Genomic DNA, 20,036 nt, shown 5'->3' on the forward strand with positions numbered 1-20,036 from the left:
TATATGTGCTTGCTTGCTTGTTTAGGCAGGCTAGGTACTTAATTATTCTAAACAAAGCTAAAGGTAATCTCTTTTTCTAACATTGACGCTAACTTCTGCTGATTTGCTGTCAATAAAGATAAGTCCTGAAGGCGTATATGAGGATTATTTGCTATACTTTGGAGTAATATTTCAATATCCTGAAGAATTCCGGTGATTGTGGCAGCATCGAAAAGCTGACAATCGTAATTAATTCCAATCACTAGTTCTGATCCTGGATACCCAATAACATTGAGGGGATAGTTTGTTTTGTAAAAACCAGTCAGTTCAAGCAACTCTAAATCTTCCTCATTGTTCTGTAAAACCTTAGTCATTGGGTAGTTTTCAAACACCACAATGCTCTTGAATAAGGGCATGCCTCGTGGCACTTCACTCCACCCTTGAATCTCTACTAGTGGACTGTACTCATACTGACGCATCTTAACCTGTTGAGCCTGAAGTTCCTTTAGAAATGCCAGTAAATACTGCTCAGAGTTAAACTTGACACAAACTGGCAAAGTGTTAATGAACACCCCTACCATCGACTCTACTCCCTCTAGCTCTACTGGACGACCAGAAACACCGCAGCCATAGACCACTTGGTTTTGACAACTGTAACGACTCAAGAGGATAGCCCAAGCTCCTTGAAATAGTGTGTTCAGCGTCAGTTGATGCTGCCGTGCCAAAGACTGTAGTATTTCTGTAGTTACTGCTGATATCTTGATTTGTTGCTCATCATATTTCTCTTCTTGGCTAGACAAGTTTTCGAGTTCTAGATAAGTAAGAGGAGTTGGAGCTTTTATACCATTGAGCATCTGCCGCCAGAACACTTCAGCTTTAGATAAGTTTTGTTTTCGTAACCAAGCAATGTAGTCTTTGAAGGGACGACAGGGTGCTAAAAATATATGTTGACTCTGAGAAAGCTTTTTGTATATTTGAAAGACTTCTTCAAGCAGCAACGAGCCTGACCACCCGTCCAATATCAAATGGTGTTTGCTCCACACAAATTGGTGAGTATCTTCTGCCAGACGAATCACAGTTAAACGCATCAGTGGGGCTTGAGAAATATCAAAACCCTTTTGGCGATCGTTTACAAGAAAACTACTTAAAGTCTTTTCTTGTTCTACTGGATCTATTCCCCGCCAATCGTACTGCTCTAGCGGCACTTTGACTTGTTGATGTACAACTTGTAGTGGTTTGTCAATTTCTTGCCAATAGAAGCTAGTACGTAAAATTGTATGTCTAGCTGTTACTTCTTGCCAAGCACGATCAAAAGCAACAATATCGAGATGACCACGCAGAGTAAAGCTAAACTGGATCAAATAAAGTCCTGTTTCAGGCGCGTACAAACTGTGGAATAGAATACCATTCTGCACCGGAGAGAGTTCGTAGATATCTTGAACATTTTCTGTTTTCATTTGCTTGTCTTCCCGCTCCCTCGGTTGATTTTTGTTAGGAACTGTTCCAGGTCTTTTTGACTCAAGTTTGCTTCTGGAAAGTCAGAAGGTGTGTAACCTCCCGCTTCAGGAGATTGACAATGGGTAATAAGCGATCGCAATGCCTTGATAAACTCTTGAGCTAGTTGTTCAATGGTAGTTCGTCGATGTATCTGTTCACAGTACGTCCACTCTAGTTGCAGCTGACCCCCAAGTACAAATCCGTTAATATCTATCAAATAGCGTCGGTTATCTTGCAGGCTGCGGCTAATACCTACAGTTTGGTTGACCAGCTTGAACTGTGATGATTTAGGTAGAACTTGATCAAACTGACCCAGGTAATTAAATCTCACCTCTGGTTGGGGAAGATTTTGCAATTGTGTAGTTATCGAAGAATCCATATTTAGATAACGCAGTACCCCATAGCCAATGCCATGATTTGGGATACTCCTGAGTTGTTCTTTGATAGCTTTTAGCGCTTCTCCTGGTTGAGAAATTCCTTCTAAGGTGAGTAGCACTGGGAAAATAGTGGTAAACCAGCCAACTGTTCGCGATAAGTTGATATTGTCAGTTATAGATTCTCTTCCATGTCCCTCTAAATCTATTAGCACCAAGCTGCTTCCGATCCATTGAGCAAAAGCTTGTACTAATGCTGTCAGCAGTACATCGTTGATTTGGGTGTGATAAACAGCTGGCACATCCTGCAATAATGCTTGAGTTTCTTCAATGCTAAGAGAGACTAATACACTACGACTCAATGCCACCGTGTTAGCACCGTCAGGAGCATCTACAGGTAGAGGTAAAATGGACTGATGGGATGTTTGTAACCAATAGCCTAACTCTTGCTGAAGTTGGGCTGTCTGGGCATACTCCTGAAGAAAATTAGACCACTGTTTGAAGGAAGTTGTTTTTGCGGGTAGCTTAACTTTTTCTCCCTGACTGAGCTGTTGATAGACTTGCTGAAAATCTTCCAGCAAAATTCGCCAAGAAATACCATCCACCGCTAGATGATGAATTACCCACAGCAGGCGTTGTGGCTGGTTGTCACCGAAATTAAACCGCGCCATACTCATGAGCAAACCTTCTGTGATGTTCAGGCTTGTCTGTAGTTGAGTAGCAGAGGTTTCAAAGGCGATCGCTTGTTGCGTGACTGACAATGCTGATAAGTCTGCATAGGAACAAGGTATGGCTTTAACATCCTCTCCCGCGTTCATTTGCTGCCAACCTGATTCTTCAGGGACAAACCTCAAGCGTAGGGCATCATGGTGCGATCGCAATTGCTGTATTGTTTGCTCCAGTATATCTGGGGCAATTTCTGATGCTACTTCCAGTAGTAATGCCTGGTTCCAGTGATGTGAATTGCCCAACTTTTGCTCAAAGAACCAGTGCTGAATTGGCGTCAGAGGGAATGAACCTGTTACAGCCTCTTGTTCAGCCTTTATAGTTAAAATAGTACCAGCTATTGCAGCCAATCCAGCAATAGTCGGGTTCTCAAATAACTGCTTCGGGGTTAGTTGTAAACCTGCTTGGTTAAGTCTGGCGATGATTTGAATACTAATAATCGAATCTCCACCCAGTTCAAAGAAGTTGTCATAAATTCCTACCCGCTCAAGTTCCAACACCCCAGACCAAATCTTCGCGATCATTTCTTCAATGGGATTGCGAGGAGCAACAAATTTCCCGGCTAACTCTGGTTTAACACTCTCAGGATTAGGTAATGCTTGACGGTCTACTTTACCGTTGGGGGTTAGAGGTAATGTTTTCATCTGCACAAAAGCAGCCGGTAGCATATATTCCGGCAGTTTCTCCTTGAGGAAGTTTCGCAGGTCGCTAACCACAGATTCAGATTGCTGCTTTGAGACAAAATAAGCGATGAGACGCTTATTACCAAGATTGTCTGGCCGTGCTAATACAATGCTTTCTTGGATGGCAGCATGTTGTCTTAATACTGACTCAATCTCGGCAAGTTCGATGCGGAAACCACGAATTTTAACTTGGTCGTCGATTCGTCCCAAGAATGCAATGTTGCCGTCGGGGAGATAACGAGCTAAATCTCCAGTCTTGTAGAGGCGAGAGTGCTTCGTACACGCTTCGCGATCGCAATTGTCTTCTTTGGCTCCTTTGCTTCTTTGGAAGGGGTTGGGAATAAACCGCTCCCTCGTCAGTTCTGGATGGTTAAGATAGCCCCGCACTAAACTATTTCCGCCAATATAAAGTTCTCCAGCCACTCCCAGAGGTACGGGTTGCAGATAATTGTCCAGAATGTAGACTTGAGTATTTGTGAGTGGACGACCGATGGGCACATAATCAGATTTATTTTCCATTGGCTCACCTTCAAACATGAAGGTTAAAACCCCCACAGTTGCTTCTGATGGCCCATAGTGGTTGAAGATTTGACACTCTGGTGCGTATTGCTGGAGTTTTACAGCTAATTTCCAATTTAGCGCCTCCCCACCTAGTATCAAGCGCTTTTTAGGTAGGATTTTTTCAGGTTGGGAGGCACTTAACAAAGCATCTAAGTGAGATGGAACAATTTTAAGACAGTCAATGGTGTGGCGATCGCTATAATCTGCTAAAGCCTCTGGACTAGTTGCTCGTTCCTGGGAGATGACGTGAAGACATCCCCCTGTACATAAAGCGGGAAATATCGCTGTATTACCTAAATCAGCAGCAAAGGTGGAAACGGTTGCAAAGCTAGCATTAGCAGGCAAATCTAATTTCTCTTGAATACTATATAAATAGTTGAGGAGTTGCTGATGCTCAACAGCCACACCCTTGGGCTTGCCGGTGGAGCCGGAAGTGTAAACTACATAAACCAAATTTTCTGGAGTTGCAACTTTTTGCAAATTCTCATCTGATTGTTGATTAATTACACCCCAATCGGTGTCTAGACAGATGATCGGTGCTTGTGTTTTAGAGAACAGTTGAGTTAAGTGCTGTTGGGTCAAAATTAAGCAGGAATCAGCATCTTGCAACATGAAAGCTAGACGCTCAGATGGGAGTAAAGGGTCTAAAGCAAGATAGGCTCCACCGGCTTTCAAAATTCCCAAAAGACCAACGATCATTTCCAGGGAGCGCTCAACACACAGTGCCACAACTGTTTCGCAACCAACGCCTACGGTTTGTAGATGGTGGGCAAGTTGATTGGCACGGGTATTAAGCTGGGCGTAAGTTAGTTGCTGATTTTCATAAACAACAGCTACCTGCTCTGGATAACGCTCTACCTGCTGTTCAAATAGCTCGTGGATGCATTGATGTAGGAAGGGCTTGGTTTGGGTTTTGTTAAATTCAAATAGAAGTTGCTGGCGCTCATCAGGGCTGAGAATGTCTAACTGGGCGATTTTATTTGTGGGATTATTAATCGCACTAGTTAACACAGAGTTGAATTGTACTGCCAAGTAATCGATATCTTGGCGAGTAAATAAGTTGGCATCATAGTGTAACTCTGCTGTTAGAGAATCATCGACCTGCAAACAGGAGAGTTTGACTTTGAATCGCTCAAGACAACCGTACTGCTTGTCAATAGAAAATGTGACATTATCAGCCAAATACTTCGTAGGCTGCGATCCAAAATCAAATGCAAATGGGAAAAATGACAATTCTTGACTCTTCCCATTACTAGGGACGATTTCTTCCCAACTAAAACTCTCTTGCCATTTATAAACATCGCTAATATTTTTCTCTATTTGTGGCAATATTTCCGCAAATATAGTATTTTCATCGAAATCGGCAGCTACAGGGAGATATTTCGCCAGTAATCCAATTGCTGGTTTTAATTCTTCATAATTTCTGCCGTCACAGCAAATTGCGATCGCCATCTCCGATTTATCGAGCAGACGCCAAATTAATATCTGCCAGCAAGACATTAAGACTGTCGCTACACTCACAGCATTTGTCTTTGCCAGTGCTTGAATCTTATCTAATATATCTAGATGGAAATGAATATCAATAAATTGGGGTTGAAAGCCGATGTTGCTAGGCAGGGATTTTTCTCTAGGTAACTTTCCTTTCAACAGATTTAAGACATTTTGTTTGCACCAATACTCTCTAGCAATTTCCGTATCTTCCCCTTCAAATAATTCAATTTGCCATGCGGAAATATCTGCATATTGCAAAGGTTCATTTACTAATTCTTTTTGATGCAAACAAGTAGTATAAGTATCACTTATTTGTTGCACCAAATTATTAATTGATATTATATCTGCACAAAAAGATGGCAGACCCAGCATTAAAATATTTTTAATTGGACAGAAACTAATTAAACTTATATCTAAAACACTACCATTCTGCCAATCAAAATTTATCTGTTTATATAGCTGAAATAAACTAGTAATTTCACCTTGTTGTTTTTCTGACTCTAGATCGTGAAAATTATAGTAATTAATAGATACTGAACTATTTTCATGAATAACCTGTAAAGGAATGTTCATTTCCTTTAATGCCTGCAAGTTAGTTCGGAGAATTTCGTATCTATCAACAATTTTTTGTAAGGCAACTTCGAGAATTGAATATTTGATATCTCCTTCAATTAAAACTGCACACTGAACACGATAAGGTTGGCGATCGCCTTCTTGTGCCAAGAGCCATAAACGCTTTTGTTGAGGTGAAATTTGGAACCCTTCTATAGCAGAATTTTGCATATTTCCCATCCATCACTAATTTTTATGACGCACAATACGGCTCTGCCATACCTACAAGCACTTTTCTATCTCCAATAAACGGCTTACGTCCATGAGCAGTTAGCATATTGTCGAGCATTAAAATATCTCCTTCCTGCCAGGAGAATGTTACTGATTCTTGTTGATATATTTGATTAATTTCTTCGATTACTGATGTTTCAATTTTAGAACCATCACCATATAAAGCGTTGCGTGGCAAGTCTTCTTCTTTTAGCACCGAAAGTAGAGAGTCGCGGATTTCTGTTTTTAAGTTGGAAATATGAAATAAATGTGCTTGGTTGAACCACACCATTTCACCAGTTCGCGGATGAGTAGCAATAGCTTGACAGACTTGACGTGTTTTGAGATTAGTTTCATCTTGCCACTCAAACTCGATATTAGCATGACGGCAATAACTTTCTACCTCAAGTTTATTAGTGGTTTGAAAAACATTTTGCCACTGTAAATCAAGTCCTTGTCCGTAATTACGGACATACATAACTTTTTTGAGAATGAATTGCTCTTTGATTTTTTGATCGAGCTGTTGAAATACTCTTCGACTATCAGCAATTGGTGTTTCCCCGCCTTCTGTTGCTGCTTTTACACAAAAAAAACATATTTTTTTTGGCCAGCTTCGGGCGTATGCCATTTCATTGTGTAAAGGAATTGATTCTTCTGCGGGGTATTCAGTTGATGTATATATATTACCACTTACTTGGCTGCGAGGAGTTGACCGATAAGAATATTCAATTAATTCTCCAGAAATAGTTTTAATTAACTGTTCAAATTCCTCAACTGCTTTGATATTAAAGTTACGAAAAAGAATTCCTCCATATTGGAATAATTGAGTTTCTAGCCAATCCCGATTGTTGTTTACCCAAGTTATCAAGTTTAGGTCATTGACATGAGGTTTAATAATTAATGGTAAATGCTGTTCTGGCAGAATAAACTCTGTTTTTATGAGTTCTTCTGGCGACACAATGATTGGTTTTCGTCTCCCGAATTTTAAATTCATTATTCTTTTTATAAGTTTTACTGAAGAATTATTTTTCTAACACTGCTCAATAACTATTAACCAGTACTAGTAATTCCTTTGCGCTTAACTTTACCTAATTTCTGAGAACGCGCTGCTTGAAAATTTTGGTGTTTGAGAAATTGATCTTGTTTTTCAGCCTCATTTAAGATTGATCTCAACTGGTTCAGCTTAATATCAGGCTGTTCAACAATAATGCCTAGAAGTTTTACAAAAAGCTCTGCCATCCGAGCAATTGTACTAGCATCAAATAAGTCTGTTTTATACTCAAAAAAACCTTTGATTCCTTCTGGTGTTTCTAAAAGGTCAAGCTTCAAATCGTGCTTAACCATTACAGTTTCAGCCTCTAAAAAGCTAAGTTTAAGTCCTGCAAGTTCAAGATTGGATATGGGGGCATTCTGAAGCACAAACCATACCTGAAACAAAGGCGTATAATTGAGGTTACGTTCTAGCTGTAGTTCAGCTACCAGCTTCTCAAAAGGTAAATCTTGATGGGTGTATGCGCCTAAGGTTACTTCCTTGACTCTTTGCAGCAAATATCTAAAGCTGGGATTATTTGAGAGATTGGTACGCAATACTAAGGTGTTGATAAAGAAGCCAATTAATTGCTCAATTTCGCTACGGTTGCGGTTAGCAATGGCAGAACCTATAAGAATGTCTTCCTGATTAGTATAGTAGTAAAGCAAGGTATTGAATGCTGCCAGCAGGGTCATAAAGAGGGTGACTCCTTCTTGCTGGCTTAGAGATTTGAGAGACTTGGATAGTGTCACCGGAAGTGAGAAAGAGTGCTTTTTCCCAATGGAAGTTTGAAGGTGCGATCGCGGTCTATCTGTTGGCAATTCCAGAACTGTTTTCGCATTTGCTAACTGCTCTTTCCAGTAGACTAGCTGAGTATCAAGGATTTTCCCTTGTAACCACTCTCGCTGCCAAAGAGCAAAGTCTGCATATTGGATAGTTAATTCCGGGAGTAAAGAGTGTTTTCCAGTGGAGAAGGCTTCGTACAATGCTGCCAACTCTTGAACTAACAAACCAATCGACCAGCCATCTGAGACAATATGGTGGATTGTAAACAATAATATATGCTCTTGCTCGCCAACGCGCAAGAGAGTACATCTGAGTAGCGGTCCTTGGGTAAGGTCAAAGGTACGTTGAGATTCTTCTACAATTAGTCGTTGTACATCAGTATTCCGTTGTGCTTCTGGCAACTCATACACATTTATTACTTTGATTGTAACATTTGCAGTCGCAATAGGATGAATGACTTGAACTGGTTGATCCTCGATTATTTCAAAAGTAGTACGTAAAGCTTCATGGCGTCTCACAATCTCATTGAAACTCTGCTCCAGAGCCACGATGTGAAGCGTACCTATCATCTGTATAATTATTAGTTCATTATAACAAAGATTCCCAGGATCAATTTGATGGAGAAACCACAACCGTTGTTGAGCAAAAGATAGGGGAACAAGACTTGTTTGGGAACGTCTGGAAATAATTTCTAATGGAGAGCAAGAGTCAACTTGACCCCGCAGCCGCTTTTCGAGAAGTTCTCGCTGAGTGGGTGAAAGCTTCGACCGTCGTTTCAAAATTTCATCTGTTTTGTTGTCCATAATCCCCCCTATCAAACAATGAAAATTTAGTTTTTAGACAATTGTTCTAATTCTTCTAGTTCTTCTATGAAAATTTCTTCAACAACTAAAGCTAACTTAGTTATAGTAGGTTCATCGAAGAAGCGTTTATAAGGCACTTCTATTTTGAGGGTTTTACGGAGTTGAGAAATAACAATAGTGGCAAGTAAAGAGTCTCCTCCCAACTCAAAAAAATTATCGTAAATTCCTACCTGTTCAATACTAAAGATTTCCTGCCAGATTTCAGTCAGAGTGCGCTCAATCTCGGTGCGTGGAGCGATATATGCATTTCTTAGGTCGGGGCGGGAGTGAGTTTTTTTGACTCGATTAACCTTGCTAGATTCTTCTTCTAAGGAATTAAGAGTGTCTTTTAGGTTAATCAGGTTCTGATTAATCAGGTTATTAAAATCGCTTTTTGATACAACTATCTGAGGCATTGTGCTACAAAACAGAATACGCTCAAAGGACTCCATACCTTCTTCAAGGGTTAATCCTGTTTCTTCAAGTTTTAATCCTGACACACGGTATAACTTTGTCTTAGCGATCCATTCTGGAGTATTCCATATATCCCAATTTATAGATTCAATGAACTTGCCATGTTTAGAGACACTATAGTAAGCAAACGCATCAAGAAAAGCATTTTTAGCAGTATATTCTACTAACCCAATTCCACCTATAACTGAAGCTTGTGATGAAGTCAGGACAAAGAAATCCAACTCGGCATCTTTGAAGAGATTATCGAGTATTATTGTTCCTATTATTTTCGGCGTAAAAACAATTCTTCCTATTTCTAAAGTTTTTTGTGCAATTAATTCTTTTTTGTCTTCTAGAGCATTATGAATTACCCCATTAATTTGACCAAATCGATTATTTGCCTGAGTGATTGCTGCTTCCATTTCTTCTCGATTGGTAACGTCAGCTTGAACTACTAAAACTTCTGCACCCAACGCCTCAAGTTCTTGCAATTTAAGGATCTTACGGCTGACGCTATCTTGAACGCCATAATCTGATAGCCATTGTGACCACTCATCTCGGTTAGGAAAACCTGAACGTCCTATCAGTATGAGTTTTGCTTGTACAGTCTTCGCTAGATATTCTGCATTAAAAAGACCAACTCCTCCTAATCCGCCCGTAATCAGATAAACTCCCCTTTCCCTGAACTGGGGTTTTGCTTCGACGACTCTATCCAGGCGGACGGGTTCAAAAGTTTGCACCCAACGATAATTTCCACGGTACGCCACAACACGGTCAGACAATTGAGCCGTGAATTCCGCGAGTAACTGATCTATAAGTTTTTCTTGTTGCCAATTTTCTGTTTCAGGAATAACGATATCAATACTACAACAGGCAATATTCGAGTACTCTTGTTGAATGACTTTACACGGCCCTAATATAAAAGCCTTACCTGGGTCTAACACCTCTGAGCCTGTCACCTCCTGCAAATTGTTTGACACGATTCCAATTTGCATCGGATTTGTCATACTTTGCTGCTCTGCAAGTGCTTGTGCTAGAAATACCAGACTGTAGAAGCCCAGAGTTTCACACCTTTCAAGGGACTCAATTGTTAATTCTGCGCCACTGTTCAATGTAAGATTCCACAAATGTAAAATCCTGCTTGGAGTCAGTTCCAGTCTATTAAGTTCTTTGATTAAGGCGTAGTAGTCATCCTGTCGTCGAGGGTTGATGGTATATACGCGTTGATCAGATGCTATTTCGCTACTAAATTGCTCTCCTCTTCTGACAATAATTGCATTGTTACCCTCAAGGGTAAGTCGTTGCACGATTTGCTCACCCAAGCCGCACTCATCAATAAATATTAACCAACACCCGACCTGAGTCGCTTGAAGCTTTGAGCTAAACGGCTGAGGCGGCATTAAGCGTTTCCAAGATGGAATATAAAACCAGTCGGAAATGTCTAGTCTTCGTTGGAGGTGTCTTTTTGTTAAAGGTGAAAGTTTTTCGGGTTCAATCCAGTAACGCTGTCGCTCAAATGGATATGTTGGTAGGGGAAGACGATGACGGTACTCATTGGTGTAAAATCTTGACCAATCTACTTGTACTCCATACAACCAGAGTTTACCTAATGTGTTCAATAAGAATGTAATATCCGACTGTTTTTCTTTCGGATGCCGTAATGAAGATAGTCCTGGAGAATTTAAATGCTTTTTAGTAAAGCTACACAAAGTGCGTCCTGGCCCCACTTCTAGTAAGATGTGATTTGGCTCTTGCAACAATGTATAAATGCCTGCTGCAAACCGCACTGTTTGCCGTAAATGTTTTGCCCAGTAATTTGAATCTGTGGCTTGCTCTGCTGTAATCCAGGTTCCTGTGACATTAGAAACAAAGGGAATTTTTGGAGGATGTAATTTGACTTTGCTTACTTCCTGCTGGAATGCCTCTAATATGGGTTCCATCATTGGGGAATGAAAGGCATGGGAAGTATGGAGACGACGGCAGTCTATACCTTGATCTTGGAGCTTGTTTTGAAATGCATCTATAGCATCATGGGTTCCCGAAACCACACACAAGGCTGGTGCATTGCTGGCAGCGAGGGATAATTTTTCATTCAATAGAGCTATAACTTCTTCCTCTGGCAGTGGTACGGAGAGCATAGCACCAGATGGTAGTTGTTGCATTAATCGCCCACGAGCCGCCACCAGCGCCAAAGCATCGCCAAGAGACATAACACCAGCTAAACAAGCGGCGACATATTCCCCAATACTATGTCCGATCATCGCCTGGGGAGAAATGCCCCATGATATCCACAACTGAGCCAGAGCATATTCAATCACAAATAGTGCTGGCTGAGTAATATCAGTTTGTTGTAGTTTTTCTGCTGTGCCTTTTGACTCAGACTCGCTCGGATAAATGAGCGATCGCAAATCCAAACCCAAATCAGGTTGAAGCAATTCACAACACAGATCGACCTGTTCTTGAAAAACCGGCTCAGTCTGGTATAGTTCTTTACCCATATCCACATATTGAGCGCCCTGTCCAGGAAACATAAACGCGATGGAGCGATCGCCATTTTCGAGTAAGTGAGTGAAAACTCTTTGAGGATCTGGCTGCTGTAAGGCGCTGGTTGCATCTTCGATATCCGCGCACACCAATATGCAACGATGATTGAATTCCCTGCGTCCTACTTGCAATGTATGCGCCACATCCGCCAAGCTAATATGGGGATGTTGCTTGAGGTATTGAACCAGATTTGTTGTTGCAGTTTCTAAAGCTGAGTCTGTTTTGGCAGAAAGTACCAATAACTGCCAAGGGCGAGAGGAACTGGAAGCTGGTAACGCTGGAGCCTCTTCCAGAATTACATGAGCATTAGTCCCACCAATACCTAAAGAACTGACTCCAGCCCGACGAGGGGTAAGTCCGGTTTTCCATTCTCTGAGCGTTGTATTAACGTAAAAAGGACTATTGGCGAAATCTATTTGAGGATTAGGTTGCTCAAAATTTAAGCTGGGTGGTATCTGCTGATGTTTAAGGGCTAGAACTGTTTTAATCAGTCCTGCAATTCCAGCAGCTGCGTCCAAATGACCGATATTTGTTTTTACTGAACCGATGGCACAAAAGCCCTTTCTATTTGTACTTTCACGAAAAACCTTTGTTAAAGCAGAAATTTCAATGGGATCGCCTAAGATAGTTCCTGTTCCGTGAGCTTCTACATAGCTAATTGTTTCAGGTTCTAGCCCAGCTAAAGCAAGTGCTTCTGCGATCGCATCTGCTTGTCCGTTAACGCTGGGTGCTGTGTAACCAACTTTACCAGAACCATCATTATTGATGGCGCTACCTTTAATTACAGCATAGATATTGTCACCATCAGCGATCGCCTCAGCCAACCGCTTTAAAACCACAATTCCTACACCATTACCAATAATTGTTCCCCTGGCTTTGGCATCAAAGGCGCGACAGTGACCGTCGGGTGATAAAATACCCCCTTCTTCATACAAATACCCGGTTTTTTGGGGAATGTGAATAGATACTCCACCTGCTAAAGCAATATCGGATTGGTAATTTAATAGACTTTGACAAGCTAAAGAAATAGCTACTAAGGAAGTAGAACAGGCAGTTTGTACTGTTAGACTTGGGCCTGTGAGATTTAATTTATAAGAAACGCGAGTCGCGAGGAAATCTTTATCGTTGCCAATTCCCTCTTGGAAAATGCTACCCAATCCAGTGCGCTCGCTATTTAAATCCAATGATAAATAATTATTTGAACTAGAACCACCATAAACTCCAATCCGACTTTCGCAACGTTGGGAGTCATAGCCAGCATTTTCTAATGCTTCCCATGCATTTTCTAAAAATAAACGATGCTGCGGGTCTGTAATTTCTGCTTCTTTGGGATTCAAGCCGAAGAATGAAGCATCAAATAAATCTATATTTTCTAAGATAGCAAGGTTTTTCACATAATTAGAATTGCTAAGTAATTCTGGAGCAATTCCAGAGGCAATTAATTCTTCATCCGTGAAAGTAGATATTGATTCTACTCCAGAGCATAAATTTTCCCAAAAATCTTCAATATTATTAGCACCGGGGAAACGTCCTGACATGCCAATAATTGCAATTTCTTGTATTGAATCGTAACTATTCATTAATCTTATTTTACCTTATTAATTACACTTTTTATTAGAGCAAACGGCTAGCCACCACAACTTTACCCAACCAAGGAAATTCCAATAACAATCCTAAAAGATTACCTATTATTGGATTTACCTCATTTGCCGCATGTAAAACCATCTCGAAATTCCACTCATTTACTGTGTTTAAGCCCAAAGCGATCGTGTTTTCAAGGTTTTCCGCTTGATGCCACCACATAGAGGGAATATATAAAAGTTCTCCTGGAGTTAGGATAAATTCTACTGGTTTTACATTGGCATACAATGGAAATTTTTCTAAATCTGGGTTAAAAGCATTAACTTTCCCATCGTATACAAATTCTTGTTGATCAGGTGGTATTAAGATTAATCGCTTCCGTCCATAAATTCCTGCTAGCCATCCTTGTGTACAAAACGAATCAATGTGAAGACCTATTGATGACTCTTTACGACCTATAATTAGATAGATATATTGTTGAAACCCATATTTATTAAATAGTTCTTCTGCGAAAGTTTCTAATAAATTATGGCAGTAAACTGGAACTTTGTAATCTTCGTAAAGCTCTGGATGCTCAAACATATGGAAGTCGAACAAGTAAAGTGATTGCTCGCTATTACCTGTCTCTAGATAATCCATATAATCCGCAATAGTCATTGATATGTTAGTTCCATTATTTCTATCTCTAACACCATCAGTCTTTACTGATCCATATTTCTCTCTGAAGAAATCTAAAGTCCATTTTTCTGAAGCTTTCCAATTTTTAACTACATCAGTTATAATGACTGGCTTGCCAATAGATGCATATTCTTTAACAAATTCCTCGTATGATAGATTGCTACGACGCTCAATAGAAGAAATTGGTGTCCATATTAACTTACGTTTATTTTTGAGCAATATTCTCTTCAGAAAATATGTACTCGTCAGTATTATTAAAATCAACGCAAATATCAAAAAAATTGATCCAATAATAATTGGAAACAAAAAAAGCAATGAGTGTAAAGTAGTAGCCAAGTTTGCTGTTTGCATAGTTTTGCTGAGAGTCCTTTCTACTTATTTACGTGACTTATGAGTTTGCTTTTGTCGGTTTAGAGCCAATTTCTGTTTTTCAGATCGGTTATGAATTTCTTTAAAGGAATGTTGTTCTTCCTGTTCTTGACTAAGGTGTTTCGCCAACAAACTGATACTAGGATATTGAAACATTTCTACTACTGAGATATCGCGTTGCAGTTGTTCTCGCAGTTGTGCGTTTACCTGAGATATCAGTAAAGAATGACCTCCTAGATCGAAGAAGTTATCGTTAATACTAACTTTTTCAAGACCGAGTACTGTTTGCCATGTACTAGCAATGGTCTGCTGTAGCTCTGTTTCGGGAGCCACATAAAGGTTTTTTTGGGTAGAGTAACTTTCTGGCAACGGTAAGACGCGACGATTGACTTTGCCATTGGGCGTCAAAGGGAGCGCGTCTAAGAATATAAAAGCCGTTGGCATCATGTATTCAGGTAGTTTTTCTCTGAGGAAATCTCGGAGTAGAGCTACTCGTTCACTCGCTAAACTTCCTTGCCAAGGAGTGTTAGCTTCTACCGTTTCCGGCTGATATTGCCCAACGACATAAGCAATCAAGCGCTGATGGTCTGAACGATCGCTGTGAGCAACGACCACGGCTTCTCGAACACTTGGGTGTTGATTCAGTAAGGCTTCTATTTCTCCTAATTCAATGCGGAAACCCCGAATCTTGACTTGATGATCAATGCGTCCGAGAAATTCGAGGTTGCCATCACTTAAGTAACGAACTAAGTCACCTGTCTTGTAAAGACGCTCCCCAGGTTTTGAACTGTAGGGGTTAGGAATAAACTTTTCTGCTGTTAAGTCTGGTCGGTTGAGGTAACCTCGAGCAACACCAACACCTCCAATATACAATTCGCCGGGAGTTCCTACAGGCACGAGTTGTAGAAAAGGGTCGAGGACATAAGTTTGGACTTGGGGAATGGGTTTGCCAATCGGCACTTCGTCGGCTGTCGATCCCGATAAGTCACAGAGTGTAGCCACAATTGTTGTTTCTGTAGGACCGTAGGTGTTGACAAGGCGTACTCGTTGACCAACTTGCTGCTGCCACGTTGTCAGGTGTTTTCTGTCGGCTCTTTCGCCGCCAATAATCACCAATCGCAAGGAATCGGGAAGTGCCAAATTTGCTGTTGCTAATTCAGAGCTAACTTGATGCCAAAAGGCGGTAGGTAAATCAAGGACAGTTACCCCCCAATCACGACACTGCTGTAAAAATCGAGGTATTGAACTTAGCATCTCATCTGTACGCAGGATGAGAGCAGCACCGCAGATTAGACAGGGAAAGATTTCTTCAGCAGCAGCATCAAAGCTAATGGAAGCGAATTGCAGCACGCGATCGCTTTGCCCGCCTTCTCTACGAGACGCTCCGCGAACGGCATCGCTTGCTTTTAGTCCATACTCTAAACAGGCAATTTTGGCATAACTGGCTAAAGAGCGATGCTGAATCGTCACGCCCTTGGGAGTTCCCGTCGAACCAGAGGTGTAAATAATGTAGACAAGATTTTCTAGTTGCGTCTGATTGACAAGATTTTCCTGACTTTCTTGGGCGATGGCGCTCTTGTCTGTATCAACGCACACGACTTGTGACTCAAGCGCAGGCAGAACAGCCAGCAGTGATTGCTGAGTCACAAGGACTGACACCTGGGCATCTTTCAAGATTAAAGCAAGACGTTCTTTTGGATAGGCCGGATCTAAAGGTACATAAGCTCCTCCGGCTTTGAGGATCGCCAAGAGTCCAATCACCATCTCTAAAGAGCGCTCTATGCAGATTCCAACTAAAACTTCTGGCCCGACTTTGCGGGTTTTGAGGTGGTGTGCTAGTTGATTCGCCTGCTGATTTAATTCTGTGTAGGTTAAATGCTGGTTTTGAAATACCACTGCGATCGCATCTGGTGTTTGCTCTACCTGTTTCTCAAACAGTTGATGAATACATTGTTCGGATTGGGAAGGAATTAGGGATTGATTGCGACTAAGTTCTAGTAAATCCTGACAATCTGCCGCGCTCAAAAGTGGTAAGTTGGATAGCCGAGCTTGAGGATTAGCCGCAATGCCTGAGAGCAAATTCTGAAAATGCCTGAGCATTCGGGTAATGGTGACAGCATTAAATAGGTCAGTATTGTAATAATATGATGCCGCCATTCCTTGCTCTGTAATCTCAATGGACAGGCTCAAATCAAACTGTGCTGTTTCGGTTTCGATTTTTAACAGGCTCAATGCCAAACCAGGCATTTCTGGTAATTGCGAGTAATCCTGGACATTAAACATGACTTGAAATAGCGGTGTACGACTCATATCCCGCTCTGGTTGCACTACTTCTACCAGTTGGTCAAAGGGCAAATCTTGATGTGTATAGGCTTCTACAGCTACCTTTTTTACCCGCGTCAGCAACTCGTCAAAAGTCGGGTTGCCGCTCATATCTGCACGTAACACCAAGGTATTGACAAAAAAGCCAATTAACCCTTTCACTTCTTCCCGATTACGGTTTGCGATCGGTGTTCCGATCGCAATATCATCTTGTCCTGTATAACGGTAGAGAAAAGTCTGAAATGCTGCCAATAGCAACATGAATAAAGTTATACCCTGTTGACGAGCGATCGCCTTCAGTTCCTTAATGACTGCTTCGGACAACTGGATAGATTGTTGAGCGCCGTGTGAAGTTTGCACCGCCGGTCGTGGTCGGTCAGTGGGTAGTTGCAATGCGGGTGGCATACCCTCAAGTTGTTGTTTCCAGTAAGAGAGTTGGGTTTGCAGGATTTCTCCTTGCAACCATTGTCGCTGCCAGTGTGCAAAGTCTTTGTATTGGATAGAGACTGACGGTAGAGGTGAAGAACTTCTGGTTAAGAATCCTTTGTACAGTAATGCTATCTCTTGTAAAAATACCTCAGCAGACCAGCCATCAGAGATTATGTGGTGCATCTCAAGCAAAAGAATATGCTCTTGGTTTGCTAGCCGCAAAAGTTGAGTACGTAACAATGGCCCCTGCGTTAGGTCAAAAGGTCGTTGGCTCTCTTGAGTCAAGAGTTGTCGAATTGCGGCATCGTCCTGTGATTCAATATTTTTTTGATGATCTATTAAAGATAATTTTAGAGAAGGAGCAATAATTTGCATCGGTTGTCCGTTGACTGTAGTAAAGGTGGTTCTAAGAGTTTCATGTCGCCGGATAATTTCGTTTAAACTTTGTTCTAATAAGGGAACGTCAAGCTTACCTTTAAGATTCACAGCTAAGGAAATATTGTAAGCTGGATTCCCTGGTTCCAATCGGTCGAGGAACCATAATCGTTGCTGGCCAAGAGATAGGGGATAAATTCCGGCTTGCTGGATTTGACTAAGAGATTCTAAAGGGGTGAAAGCCTCTGCTGTGATTTGAGCGAGTATCTTGGTGGAGAGCGATCGCAAACTCAATCCTTCAAAAAAGTCAGCTACGGATATGGTAACTTCCAAGTCAGTTTCAATTCGGTTTTTTAACTGGAAAACTTTTAGAGAATCGAGTCCCAAGGAGCTTAATGGCTGTTGAGGGTTGATTTCATCTGGTAGGATTGAAAATCCCCGTGCTATCTGTTCTTGAAGATAAGACTCTAATCGCGGCTGAGACTCTTGGGGAGCGATCGCTAACAGAGCTTCTCGCTGCAACCGATTCTCGTTTCCATCTATATCAATACTTTTTTGAATACTGCTGCCAACGACTACTAGTTTATCTGCGAGAAAATCGGCTTTTGTTGCACGGCGTTGAATTTTGCCACTCGAAGTTTTTGCAAGACTACCAGGTTTTATTAGAATCACTGCATAGACTTGTACTTCGTGTTCCTCAGTCACGGCCTGACGAATCGCTGTAATAACTTCCTCAAGATTCGGTTTGGCGCGAAACTCTAACTCTTGAACTACAACCAGTTGTTCTTCATTGTTTACCTCAACCGAGAAGGCTGCACCATTACCTGAACGCAATGATAAATGGCTACGTTCTGTAGTTAACTCTATGTCTTGTGGGTAAAGGTTGCGACCTCGGATAATGATTAAGTCTTTGGCTCTACCTGTAATGAAGAGTTCTCCATTGTCTATAAACCCCAAGTCACCAGTGCGGAGAAATGGCGTTGACGGTTCGCTAACCCCTGTGTCTTTGAGGTAAGCGTGGAATGTTTGCTCTGTTTCTTCTTTCCGATTCCAATAACCCTGACCAATACTCGGACTTGATACCCATATTTCTCCTATTTCATTAGCTGGACAAGGGCTTAATGTTTCGGGATTAACAATGACAATCTGCTGTAGAGGTACGGTTCGACCACAACTGACAAAAGTCTGAGCGTGTTCAGTCTCAGCACTAGCTTCGATTACTTGGTTGTTTGATAGAGCAGATTTGTTTACAGTTTTTAAAGGAGGTAAAGCTTTCTTGACTCCACCAGAAACTATCAAAGTTGCTTCCGCCATACCATAACAAGGATAGAATGCTTCAGGGCGAAAGCCACACTCAGCAAAAGCTGCGGTAAATCGCTCTAAAGTATCTTGCCTGACTGGTTCAGCACCGTTAAATGCGACACTCCAACTACTTAAGTCAAGAGTTTCTTTTTGTTCTTGAGTAATTCTTTGAATACACTGGTCATAAGCAAAGTTAGGACCACCACTTGTAGTGCCTTTGTAACGAGAAATTGCTTGTAACCAACGGAATGGTCGTTGTAGAAAAGATGCTGGAGACATTAATATGCAACCAAACCCGCCATACAAAGGTTGCAGAATCCCCCCAATCAACCCCATATCATGGTAAGTAGGTAGCCAGGAGACAAATTTACTCTTAGGAGAATGTTCCATGAGTTGGTAAGTCACAGCCGCGTTGTGCAGCAGATTACCGTGACTAAGCATGACTCCCTTTGGTATCCCCGTAGAACCTGATGTGTATTGCAGAAAGGCTAGAGTATCCGCATTAATTAAAGGTTGCTGCCAAGATTCTTCTAGACCCTGTGCAAGATTGTCGGTAGTCAGCCAGCGCAAATTTTCCAGATTTGTTTGGTTTGTAAATATGGATTGTAATGTGGGTAGCATCGCTGTTGTGGTAAGAGCGATGCTTACTTGTGCATCTGTGCTAATAGCCTGAATTCTTGGTGTTTTCCGTTGATTGAGAGGTGGATAAGCTGGAACCGCAACGACTCCAGCGTACAGACAACCGAAAAAAGCACTTAAGTAATCTAGTCCTGGGGAATAGAGTAGTAAGGCACGTTTTCCGTTTAAACCTAGGGCTTGGAGTTGAGATGCGATCGCCTGAGAACGCCGATCCAACTCATAATAGGTGAATGTTGATTCTTTGGTTTCTCCATCCTCAAGAAAGGTAAATGCTTGTTTGTCCGGTGTCTGCAATGTGCGATCGCGCAGAACATCAACGATATTCGCATAGTGTTGAGGAATTTCTTGTATGCTATTGAAAATTTTAGTCATTTTATGCCTTAAGCATCTTTAAGCTGCACGTAAACAAAATTTAAACCATATTTAAATCTTGAGACTGATGCGGGGAATGGCTAGAACTCTCTGTGGTTCATAATCTCCGCATCTTTGCCTCTCTGTAAACTATCAATATTTTCGGTGAATCAATTCTCTAGAAGTATTCACTATCATTTCA

Annotated in this window: 7 protein-coding genes; all 7 read right to left on the minus strand. The window is 41.4% G+C overall.

The window, feature by feature from the left end:
* Nucleotides 1-47 precede the first annotated feature (47 nt).
* Genes V7K25_RS30285 through V7K25_RS30315 form a run of 7 tightly spaced genes read right to left on the minus strand, consistent with a single transcriptional unit; the run spans nucleotide 48 to nucleotide 19,855 of the window.
* Nucleotides 48-1,436, minus strand: coding sequence for a condensation domain-containing protein (locus V7K25_RS30285; RefSeq protein ID WP_335163410.1), 1,389 nt, complete (start codon nucleotides 1,434-1,436; stop codon nucleotides 48-50).
* Nucleotides 1,433-6,094, minus strand: coding sequence for an amino acid adenylation domain-containing protein (locus V7K25_RS30290; protein ID WP_335163412.1), 4,662 nt, complete (start codon nucleotides 6,092-6,094; stop codon nucleotides 1,433-1,435). The genes V7K25_RS30285 and V7K25_RS30290 overlap by 4 nt, the downstream gene beginning before the upstream one ends.
* Nucleotides 6,095-6,116: 22 nt before the next feature.
* Complete coding sequence (locus V7K25_RS30295) at nucleotides 6,117-7,127, minus strand: TauD/TfdA family dioxygenase (protein WP_335163414.1); 1,011 nt, start codon at nucleotides 7,125-7,127, stop codon at nucleotides 6,117-6,119.
* Nucleotides 7,128-7,183: 56 nt separating this feature from the next.
* Complete coding sequence (locus V7K25_RS30300) at nucleotides 7,184-8,752, minus strand: condensation domain-containing protein (protein WP_335163416.1); 1,569 nt, start codon at nucleotides 8,750-8,752, stop codon at nucleotides 7,184-7,186.
* 26 nt (nucleotides 8,753-8,778) lie between these two features.
* Nucleotides 8,779-13,368 carry a type I polyketide synthase gene (locus V7K25_RS30305; RefSeq protein ID WP_335163418.1) on the minus strand — a complete coding sequence of 1,530 codons (4,590 nt, stop codon included), beginning with the start codon at nucleotides 13,366-13,368 and terminating at the stop codon, nucleotides 8,779-8,781.
* Nucleotides 13,369-13,402: 34 nt separating this feature from the next.
* Nucleotides 13,403-14,398, minus strand: coding sequence for a cupin-like domain-containing protein (locus tag V7K25_RS30310; protein WP_335163420.1), 996 nt, complete (start codon nucleotides 14,396-14,398; stop codon nucleotides 13,403-13,405).
* Between the two features lie 24 nt (nucleotides 14,399-14,422).
* Nucleotides 14,423-19,855 (minus strand): amino acid adenylation domain-containing protein, encoded by a 5,433-nt coding sequence (locus V7K25_RS30315; RefSeq protein ID WP_335163422.1) that lies wholly within the window; start codon nucleotides 19,853-19,855, stop codon nucleotides 14,423-14,425.
* Nucleotides 19,856-20,036 lie beyond the last annotated feature (181 nt).

Origin of the sequence: Nostoc sp., from assembly GCF_036919495.1 — a bacterium.
Classification (GTDB): domain Bacteria; phylum Cyanobacteriota; class Cyanobacteriia; order Cyanobacteriales; family Nostocaceae; genus Nostoc.

What these genes read in the sequence shown, in the direction of transcription:
- V7K25_RS30285 (WP_335163410.1), bottom strand. Translation starts at nt 1,436, where the DNA reads ATGAAAACAGAAAATGTTCAAGATATCTACGAACTCTCTCCGGTGCAG.
- V7K25_RS30290 (WP_335163412.1), bottom strand. Translation starts at nt 6,094, where the DNA reads ATGCAAAATTCTGCTATAGAAGGGTTCCAAATTTCACCTCAACAAAAG.
- V7K25_RS30295 (WP_335163414.1), bottom strand. Translation starts at nt 7,127, where the DNA reads ATGAATTTAAAATTCGGGAGACGAAAACCAATCATTGTGTCGCCAGAA.
- V7K25_RS30300 (WP_335163416.1), bottom strand. Translation starts at nt 8,752, where the DNA reads ATGGACAACAAAACAGATGAAATTTTGAAACGACGGTCGAAGCTTTCA.
- V7K25_RS30305 (WP_335163418.1), bottom strand. Translation starts at nt 13,368, where the DNA reads ATGAATAGTTACGATTCAATACAAGAAATTGCAATTATTGGCATGTCA.
- V7K25_RS30310 (WP_335163420.1), bottom strand. Translation starts at nt 14,398, where the DNA reads ATGCAAACAGCAAACTTGGCTACTACTTTACACTCATTGCTTTTTTTG.
- V7K25_RS30315 (WP_335163422.1), bottom strand. Translation starts at nt 19,855, where the DNA reads ATGACTAAAATTTTCAATAGCATACAAGAAATTCCTCAACACTATGCG.